Source organism: Pedomonas sp., assembly GCF_036515995.1.
In the GTDB taxonomy this organism is placed as follows: Bacteria; Pseudomonadota; Alphaproteobacteria; order Sphingomonadales; family Sphingomonadaceae; genus Pedomonas.
Map to the genome: position 1 here is coordinate 1 of NZ_DATBUP010000042.1, position 8,593 is coordinate 8,593.

Consider the following 8,593-nt stretch of genomic DNA (forward strand, 5'->3'; position numbering starts at 1 on the left):
TTGTCTGCGGCATAAATTCCCTGCCAAATCCGTGGTGGATTGGTTGCCAGGTTTCATGAGGCTGCACTATAAGCCTCGCGCAAGACTCTAATCTGGGACGAAGAACTCATGCCGACTGCCGAACAGCTCCGGGCCAACATGGTGGAAAGCCAGCTGCGGACCAATCGTGTCATCAACGATCGCGTCGTGAATGCTTTCCGCACCATTGGGCGCGAGAATTTCGTGGCTCCCGAGCGCCGCGCCTTCGCCTATGTGGACGAGGACCTGCCGATTGCGCCGGGCCGCTTCCTCATGGAGCCCATGGTTCTGGGCCGTCTCATTCAGGAAGCCGCACCGGCGCCGGAAGAAAAGATCCTGCTGATCGGCTCCGCCACCGGCTACACCGCCGCGCTGCTGGCGCTGCTGGGCGGCAACGTGGTCGCGGTGGAAGACAATGCCGAGCTGATCTCGATTGCGCGGGAGCGTCTGGCGGATCTGGGCATCACCAACGTCTCGTTCGTCGAGGGTGCGCTGACCGCCGGTCATGCGGCCGACGCGCCCTATGATCTGGTGTTCATCGACGGCGCGGTCGAGGAAGTTCCGGCTGCCATCATCGAGCAGATGAAGGAAGGCGGTCGCCTTGCCGCGGTTCAGGTGCTGGGCGGCGTCGGAAAAGGCGTGATCGGCCGAAGGAGCGGGGGCAGTTTCGCCGTATTTGATTTCATGGATGCGGCAGTGCCGCTTCTGCCCGGGTTTGAAAAGCCGAAAACCTTTGTGTTCTGAACGCCTGCTGAGTTCCGAGTAACTGACGTGTTCTGAGCGTGGAGTGTCCGGCCGCCCGGCGTAGCAGGAGCGGCCCAACGGGGTGGCAAGGACTCTATTGTTTATGAAGTACCGCAAAGTGCTGCTTATGGCCTCGGCGATGCTGGCGTTTGCCCATGCGCCGGCGTCGGCGGAAACGCTGACGGAGGCCTTGGCGAAGGCTTACACGTCAAACCCGGATCTGGCGGCCCAGCGGGCGGCCCTGCGCGCGGTCGATGAAGACGTGGCGGCGGCCGTCTCCGGCTACCGCCCCAACATCAGCGGCCAGGCGGGGATTGACCGGGCGGACGAAAGCGGTTCGTCCGGCGGGGCCACCACGGCCAAGTCGGCCTCCGCAACCGTCAACCAGCCGGTGTTCCGCGGTTTCCGCACCCGCAACTCGGTCCGCGCGGCCGACAGTCAGGTGCTGGCCCAGCGCGAGCGCCTGCGCACCAGCGAGCAGACGATCCTGCAACAGGTCGTCACCGCCTACATGGATGTGGTGCGGGACGAGGCGGTGCTGCGCCTGAACCAGAATCAGGTGGAAGTGCTCCAGCGCCAGCTGGAAGCCAACCGCGACCGGTTCGAGGTAGGTGAACTGACCCGCACGGACGTCGCCCAGTCGGAATCGCGCCTGTCGCTGGCTATCAGCGATCGCACCGCCGCCGAAGGCGCGCTGACCGCCAGCCGCGAGGCCTATCGCCGCGTGGTCGGCCAGCTGCCCGGCACGCTCGATCCGGCACCGGAAGTTCCCATGCTGCCGCCCACGGCCGACGAAGCCATCGCTGTGGCGGTTGAGGAAAGCCCGGTCCTGCTCGCCGCCCGCTATGACGAGCAGGCCCAGCGCTACAACGTCGCTGTCAACAAGGGCTCCGTGCTGCCCTCGGTCGATGCCTCCGCAGGCGTGACGTGGCGTGACAACGGCGGCTTCTCGCGCAGCGGCCTCGACAATGACTTCCCCGGCACCGTCACGGGCAGCAGCGATCGCACCAGCACGTCCGTTGGCGCTACGCTGACCGTCCCGCTCTATCAGGGTGGTGCAGAATATGCCGCCGTGCGCCGGGCCCAGCAGATCCAGAGCCAGCGCCTGCTGGAGATAGCCGCTGCCGAACGGCAGGTGACGGAAGAGGCCCGCAATGCGTGGGAGCAGCTCCGCACGGCCCGCTCCACCATCCAGTCCGCCTCCGAGGCCGTTCGCGCCAGCGAGATCGCGCTCGAAGGCGTGACGCAGGAGCAGATGGTCGGCTCCCGCACCATCCTCGACGTGCTCGACGCCCAGCAGGAACTGCTGAACGCCCGCGTGTCGCTGGTCCGGGCGCAGCGCGACCAGTATGTCGCCGCCTACGCCCTGCTGGCCTCCATGGGCCGCCTGACCGCCGAGGATCTGGGCCTGCCGGTCGATGTCTATGACCCGACCGAACATTACAAGCGGTCGCGCGGCCGCCTCATCGGCTGGGATTGAGGTCGACCGGAGTTGTGATGCGTCTAGAGCAGCTTTCGAGCAGGGTGGCACACCCTGCGCTTAAGAAAGTGCGATCAACAAAGAGTTTAGAGCCGCGATCTGATGCAATCAGATCGGAAAGGGCTCTAATCGGGATTGATGACGCAGGCGCCGCGACGGTGTAAGGTCGCGGCGCACGTCTTTTAGGGGAACTGGGGCTGACGATGGCCGAGTCCAAAGAACCGACTATGGAGGAAATCCTGGCCTCCATCCGCCGCATCATTTCCGAAGAGGGTGAGGCGGTGCCGGAGCCTGCAAAACCTGAGCCGGCAAAGGCGGCAGAGCCCGCGCCCGCGCCCAAGCCGGAGCCGGTGTCCCAGCAATCCATCGATGACATTTTCGAAGACATCGGCGAGGAGGACGAGGACGTCCTCGAGCTCACCGAGTCCGTCGAAGCTCCGGCTTCTGTTGCGTATCAGCCCGAGGTTCCTCCCATGACTGAAAGCCTGGTCTCCGAGCAGACGGTGGCGGCCACCACCCAAACCCTTCACTCGCTCTCGGGCCTGCTCGTGCGCAATTACCCGGGCAGCGAGAACACGCTGGAAGGTGTGGTGCGCGAAATGCTGCGCCCCATGCTCAAGGAATGGCTGGACGCGAACCTGCCCGAGATCGTCGAGCGCACCGTCGCCCGCGAAGTCGCCCGCATCACCGGCCGCGTGGCTGGCGAGTAGGGGCGGGGCGTTAGAGTTCGCTCGCAAGCGTTTGATTTACAAAGTTATTTGAATAAAGGGCTCCGTGGGCGTTGGCACATGGGGCCCTTTGCGTGTTTGCCCGATTACCCGGGCTGCCTAGCGCTGTCTGCTGCCGCGAAATGCGCCATCTGGTCTGCGTGAGCCTTCATGAAGGCCGGGCGCGCCGTGGCGCGCGCCACATAGGCGCGGCAGGCAGGATAATCCGTCAGCCCGTCGAACCGGTCGACAAGGCGCAGCACATCCGCCATCAGAATGTCGGCAATGGAGAAGCGACCGGCCAGCCACTCGTGTCCTGCCAGTACCGGTTCCATGCGCTGAAGCCGAAGCGTCAGGAAGGAGTCCAGGCGTTTCCATTCCGGCGTATCATTGCTGAAACCGGAGAACACGAACAGCGACCATGGCAGGCTGGCCGCCTCCACGGAATTGAGCGCGGCGAACAGCCATGTCTTGGCCTCGCTGCGGCGGCGCGGATCGGACGGCAATAGCGCGTCACTGCGCTCTCCCAGATGCAGCAGGATTGCGCCGCTTTCGAAGATGGAGATGTCCCCGTCAACCAGCCACGGCACCTGCCCGAAGGGCTGGTGGGATATGTGCTCGGCACTCCGGTCGCCGAATGGCACGGTCTCGACGCGGTAGGGCAGGCCGGCTTCTTCCAGCGCCCAGCGCACCCGAATGTCGCGCACATGGCCCCGTGGCAGTTCGGGAACCCAATCGAAGGTGGTGAGAACCAGATCAGCCATTTCCCGCATCTCCCTCTGCTCACGCCGGTGCATCATCGCTTTCAGGATCCACGACAGGCAAGCCCGATCTCGCCAGCGGGCAAAGTCTAAGACTGCATCACCGTTTGGCGCAGGCTGCTGTCCCCGGTCTTTCCCTTCCCGGAACTTTCGCCTTATAGTTCACGCCAAAGCTTGACCTTTGAAGGGAAACCCATGTCCCGAATAACCGTGCTTGCCCGCCGTCTTGCGGCGGCTGCCCTGCTTGGCTCGGCGCTGACCGGCGTTGCCGCGGGCGCTGCGATCGCCGCCCCGGCAACTGCTGCCAAAACCGAAGCCCGTCCTGCATCGCGCGGCTTCACCGCGGCTGATCTCGTCACCCTCAACCGCGTGTCCGAACCGGCCCTCTCGCCGGACGGCAAGTGGCTCGCCTACGTGATGCGCGAAACCGACATGGCGGCCAACAAGGGCCGCACCGATCTGTTCGTGCTGGACCTGACCGCGAAGGGGGCGGAGCCGCGCCGCATCGCTGCCGATGCCACCAGTGACTCCGCGCCGCAATGGTCGTCTGACGGCCAGCACCTGTTCTTCCTGTCCAGCCGGTCGGGCTCCAGCCAGGTGTGGCGCTACACCTTCGCCAGCGGCATGGCCCAGCCGGTCACCAGCTTCCCGGTCGATGTCGGCGGCTACCATCTGTCGCCCGCCGGTGATCGCATCGCCTTCTGGGCGGACGTGTTCCCGGACTGCAAGGCAGACCTGGAGTGCACGGCCAGCCGCCATGCCGAGAAGGAGAATAATCCTGAAACCGGCAGGACTTATGACCAGCTGTTCATCCGCCACTGGGATACGTGGGCCGATGGCACCCGCTCGCAGCTCTTCACCGTCGCGCTCAGCGATGCCAAGGCCAGCGGCCCGGTCGCCCTCGTCTCGCAGGGCCTGATCGGCGATACCCCGTCCAAGCCCTTCGGCGGCGGGGAGGAGATCACCTTCTCGCCCGATGGCAAGACGCTCTACTTCGCCCTGCGCGAGGCAGGCCGCATCGAGCCGCTGTCGACGAACCTCGACATCTTCGCGGCGCCTGCGGACGGCTCGGCCGCGCCGCGCAACCTGACGGACGCGAACGACGCCACCGACACCCATCCCCGCGTGTCGCCGGACGGCAAGACGCTGGCCTATCTCGCCATGCAGCGCCCCGGGTTCGAGGCCGACCAGCTCACCCTCATGCTGATGGATCTGGCCACCGGCCAGACCCGGGCGCTGACCGGCAACTGGGATCGCTCCATCGCCAGCTTCGAGTGGAAGCCGGACGGCACCGGCCTCATCGCCACGGCCGGGGACGTGGGCAAGACCCCGCTGTTCCTCATCAATGCGAACACCGGCCGCGCCATTCCGCTCTACAGCAAGGGCACGGTCTCCGAGGTTGCCGTCGGCAAGAAGGACATCGTGTTCAGCGCCCACACCCTGTCCAGCCCGGCGGACTTCTTCCGCTTCCCGCACCGGGGCGTTCAGGCCGAGCAGATTACCCAGGTGAACAAGGACAAGCTCGCCGACGTCGCCATGGGCGAGTACGAGCAGTTCAGCTTCAAGGGCTGGAACGGCGAGGACGTGTACGGCTACCTCATCAAGCCGGCCAACTTCGATCCCTCGAAGAAGTACCCGGTCGCCTACCTCATCCACGGCGGCCCCCAGTCGACCTTCGGCAATGACTGGAACTACCGCTGGAACCGGCAGGTCTTCGCAGGCGCGGGCTACGCGGTGATCACCGTCGATTTCCACGGCTCCACCGGCTACGGCCAGGCTTTTACCGACAGCATCACCGGAGACTGGGGCGGCAAGCCGTTCGAGGACATCCAGAAGGGCTGGGCGGCTGCGCTTGCTAAGTATCCGTTCCTTGACGGCAACCGGGCCTGCGCGCTCGGCGGCTCCTACGGCGGCTACATGATGAACTGGATCGCGGGCAACTGGCCGGACGGTTTCAGCTGCATCGTCAACCACGCGGGCATCTTCGACAACCGCCACATGGCCTACGCCACCGAGGAGCTGTGGTTCACCGAGTGGGAGCACGGCAACAAGCCCTACCACGATGACCCGGACGCCTATGAGAAGTTCAACCCGGTTCACCACGTGAAGAACTGGCAGACGCCCATGCTCGTCATCCACGGCGAGAAGGACTTCCGCGTGCTGCTGGAGGAGGGCATCAAGACCTTCACCGCTCTCCAGCGCCGCAACATCCCCAGCCGTCTCGTGGTGTTCCCGGATGAGAACCACTGGGTCCTAAAGCCCGCCAACAGCATTCAGTGGAACCGCGAGGTGCTGGAATGGCTGAACCGCTGGACGTCGGGAGAGACTCCCAAGTCCGGTTCCGCAGCCACCACGGGCCGTTGATCGCGATCGGAAATAGAAGTTTAAAAACAAGGGGCTGTCGGGGTTTTCTCCGGCAGCCCTTTTGTTTTGTAGACGAGGGTGCAGAACCCGCCGGTCAGACGTTCCCCAAGGGGCGATGCCGGTGGCAGGATATCAGGGCAGGGCAGGCGCGTGCGGCTCCCACCCATCTGCACCGTGTTTTGACGTTGCGGATTTTTGTGAATAATTTAAATGGTTTGGGAGATCGTTACGCTAGGATAGATCGCGGCGGGCGAGTTGGTAATCGGCGGGGGATACGGCATGACGGAACCACGGACTGAATCCCAGTCAACGGTCATGGTGCGCCGTGAAGGCGACACCGCCATCCTCACCCTCAACTGTCCGCCCGGCAATGCGCTGGACCGGGTGGCGCTGGCGGCCCTGTCCCGCGCCGTGCGCCAGCTCGCCGAAGCGCCGCCCGTCGGCGGCATCGTTCTCACCGGAAGTGGAACCATGTTTTGCACGGGCCTGTCCGCGCCCTGTGTTGCCGCTATGAGCGAAGGCGGCCGGGAAGATCTGGCCCGCATCGTCGCCACTCTGGTTGAAGACATCCAGGCGCTGGAGACCGCCGTGGTTGCCGCCGTCAACGGCCCGGTGCACGGTTTTGGCCTTATCCTGTCGCTGGCGGCGGACGTGCGCCTGTTCGCGGATGATGCCGGGGCCAGCTTCGGCCTGCTCGATGCGGCAGGGGAAGTGGTATTCCCCAAGCTGGCGCTTGATCTGTTGGAGCGTGAGCTTGGCCCGGTCGCCGTGCGCCGCCTCAGCCTCAGCGATACCCCGTTCTCCTTCAACGAAGCCCTGTCCCTTGGCCTTGCCGAAAGCCTGGTTTCGCCCGCCGAGCTGCTCGCCGTCGCCATCGGCCGCGCGCAGGGCCTGGTCGCCCAGCCGGGCTTCCTCGCGCTCAAGTCGCTGCTCAAGGGGTGAGGGGGACCGGGCGCGGGGGCGTTCAATCTCGTCTTTCTAATCCGCTTCCCAAGCAGCCGGTTCGGGTGTAACCGCCAGCTCGGTTGTTCATCGTCGGGTCCATCTACATGCCGACTTCCGCCTACGCCGCCATCGGCCTGCTCATCGCCTCCAACGTGTTCATGACCTTCGCGTGGTACGGTCACCTCAAGTTCAAGGCCGCACCGCTGTGGACCGTCATCCTCATCTCGTGGGGCATCGCCTTCTTCGAATACTGCCTGCAGGTACCTGCCAACCGCATGGGGCACGCCACCTTCAGCGCCGCCCAGCTCAAGGGCATGCAGGAGATCATCACGCTCCTCGTGTTCGCCGTGTTCTCCTGGGCCTATCTGGGCGAGCCCATCACGGCGAAGCAGGCGGCGGGCTTCGTCCTGATCGTCGTTGCCGGCGTGCTCATCTTCAGCAAGTAGCCGCCCAACGAAAAAGCGCCGGGCCCTTGGGGCACCGGCGCTTTTTCGATCAAAACTGTGATGAGGCAGGTCAGGCCATGCGGGCCAGCGTCCCGTCCTTCAGCACGAAATGGTGGTACAGCGCGGCACCGATGTGGCCGATCGCCAGCGCCACGAACAACCAGCTCAGCGGGCTGTGGATCTGGCTGAACGCCAGCAGCCATTCGGTCTTCTCGCCGTTGCCCTCCACCAGTTGGGTGCCGAACATCTTGAGGCCATAGCCTGCGCCCAGCGGCCGGGCCATGCCCGAGAGCGGCATCAGCAGCATGCACAGGTACAAGAGGCCATGCCCGCCCTTGGCGAGGATGCGCTGGAGGCCCTCGTACTGCGGCCGCAGGCTGCTCTGCTTGATGCCCCACACCAGCCGCACCACGATGAGCGCCAGCAGCAGGATGCCGAGCGAGCCGTGCAGCGGCACGATGGTCTGGCCGATCCAGTGCTCGCCATCGTTCACCCGGTCGCCCAGTTTCAGGAACTGCAGCACGACCAGGGCTGCCATGGTCCAGTGAATCAGGCGGGTCAGGGTCCCGTAGCGGGTCGGCGTGTCCTTCAGCATACGCAAGTCTCCAGCAGCAGCTCTTCAGCAGGTCACGAGCCGCTCAAAGCGGCACGTCGTTACCGATCTTATACGAGTTTCTATACAGTTTTCCGTCGCACAAAAGGTCTTCGTGCCGGAAAGCGGTGCTGCCGCCGCTTTCCGGGCAGGTCCGCTGCGTCGAGATTCCCTTAATCCTTGTAGCTCGGGTCCATCCGGTCGAGCTTGCGCAGGAGCGCAGGCCAGGCGAGGAACTGGGCCAGCATGGCGATGTTGTCGCCGGTCGCCTGTCCGGCCACCTTCTCGGGCGAGCCCTGCGGCGGCGTGTAGAGCCCCTGCGGCCCGGCGGAAAGCGCCATCACTTGCGCCGCGCAGGCCCGCTCCAGGAAATACATGCGCAGGAACGCATCGCCCACCGTGCGCCCGACGGTCAGGGTGCCGTGGTTGCGCAGGATCAGCACGTGCTTGTCGCCAATGTGCTCCACCAGCCGCTCGCGCTCGTCCAGATCCGTCGCCACGCCCTCATACTCGTGGTAGGCGGTGTCCCAGCGCAC

Annotated in this window: 9 protein-coding genes; 6 read left to right on the top strand and 3 right to left on the bottom strand. The window is 65.0% G+C overall.

The genetic code is table 11. The features are described 5' to 3' along the window. Positions 1-108 precede the first annotated feature (108 nt). The 3 genes from VIG90_RS03490 to VIG90_RS03500 all read left to right on the top strand — a co-directional run bounded on the left by VIG90_RS03490 (position 109) and on the right by VIG90_RS03500 (position 2,952). Positions 109-762, top strand: coding sequence for a protein-L-isoaspartate O-methyltransferase (locus tag VIG90_RS03490; protein WP_331592050.1), 654 nt, complete (start codon positions 109-111; stop codon positions 760-762). A gap of 103 nt (positions 763-865) precedes the next feature. Then, positions 866-2,242, top strand: coding sequence for a TolC family outer membrane protein (locus tag VIG90_RS03495; RefSeq protein ID WP_331592052.1), 1,377 nt, complete (start codon positions 866-868; stop codon positions 2,240-2,242). Positions 2,243-2,445: 203 nt separating this feature from the next. Continuing rightward, a complete protein-coding gene (locus tag VIG90_RS03500) occupies positions 2,446-2,952 on the top strand; it encodes a DUF2497 domain-containing protein (protein WP_331592053.1) in 507 nt (168 codons plus the stop codon). Between the two features lie 104 nt (positions 2,953-3,056). Here VIG90_RS03500 and VIG90_RS03505 read toward each other — a convergent pair whose 3' ends face one another. Beyond that, positions 3,057-3,713 (bottom strand): glutathione S-transferase family protein, encoded by a 657-nt coding sequence (locus VIG90_RS03505; protein ID WP_331592054.1) that lies wholly within the window; start codon positions 3,711-3,713, stop codon positions 3,057-3,059. A gap of 192 nt (positions 3,714-3,905) precedes the next feature. Here VIG90_RS03505 and VIG90_RS03510 point away from each other — a divergent pair, with 192 nt between their 5' ends. The 3 genes from VIG90_RS03510 (at position 3,906) to VIG90_RS03520 (ending at position 7,465) form a co-directional block, all read left to right on the top strand. Beyond that, complete coding sequence (locus VIG90_RS03510; protein WP_331592055.1) at positions 3,906-6,074, top strand: S9 family peptidase; 2,169 nt, start codon at positions 3,906-3,908, stop codon at positions 6,072-6,074. A gap of 279 nt (positions 6,075-6,353) precedes the next feature. Beyond that, the gene (locus VIG90_RS03515) at positions 6,354-7,016 is read left to right on the top strand and encodes an enoyl-CoA hydratase/isomerase family protein (RefSeq protein ID WP_331592056.1); all 663 of its coding nucleotides are present in this window, start codon (positions 6,354-6,356) and stop codon (positions 7,014-7,016) included. Positions 7,017-7,123: 107 nt separating this feature from the next. Further along, a complete protein-coding gene (locus VIG90_RS03520) occupies positions 7,124-7,465 on the top strand; it encodes a DMT family protein (RefSeq protein ID WP_331592057.1) in 342 nt (113 codons plus the stop codon). A gap of 70 nt (positions 7,466-7,535) precedes the next feature. Here the strand turns inward: VIG90_RS03520 and VIG90_RS03525 are convergent, their stop codons facing one another. Further along, positions 7,536-8,060, bottom strand: coding sequence for a cytochrome b (locus tag VIG90_RS03525; protein WP_331592058.1), 525 nt, complete (start codon positions 8,058-8,060; stop codon positions 7,536-7,538). A 170-nt stretch (positions 8,061-8,230) separates the two neighbouring features. Further along, the coding region (locus VIG90_RS03530; RefSeq protein ID WP_331592059.1) for a class II aldolase/adducin family protein at positions 8,231-8,593 on the bottom strand (363 nt) is incomplete at its 5' end.

Bases quoted from the DNA above. Each gene is read 5' to 3' on its own strand.
- VIG90_RS03490 (WP_331592050.1), top strand. From the start codon at position 109: ATGCCGACTGCCGAACAGCTCCGGGCCAACATGGTGGAAAGCCAGCTG.
- VIG90_RS03495 (WP_331592052.1), top strand. From the start codon at position 866: ATGAAGTACCGCAAAGTGCTGCTTATGGCCTCGGCGATGCTGGCGTTT.
- VIG90_RS03500 (WP_331592053.1), top strand. From the start codon at position 2,446: ATGGCCGAGTCCAAAGAACCGACTATGGAGGAAATCCTGGCCTCCATC.
- VIG90_RS03505 (WP_331592054.1), bottom strand. From the start codon at position 3,713: ATGGCTGATCTGGTTCTCACCACCTTCGATTGGGTTCCCGAACTGCCA.
- VIG90_RS03510 (WP_331592055.1), top strand. From the start codon at position 3,906: ATGTCCCGAATAACCGTGCTTGCCCGCCGTCTTGCGGCGGCTGCCCTG.
- VIG90_RS03515 (WP_331592056.1), top strand. From the start codon at position 6,354: ATGACGGAACCACGGACTGAATCCCAGTCAACGGTCATGGTGCGCCGT.
- VIG90_RS03520 (WP_331592057.1), top strand. From the start codon at position 7,124: ATGCCGACTTCCGCCTACGCCGCCATCGGCCTGCTCATCGCCTCCAAC.
- VIG90_RS03525 (WP_331592058.1), bottom strand. From the start codon at position 8,060: ATGCTGAAGGACACGCCGACCCGCTACGGGACCCTGACCCGCCTGATT.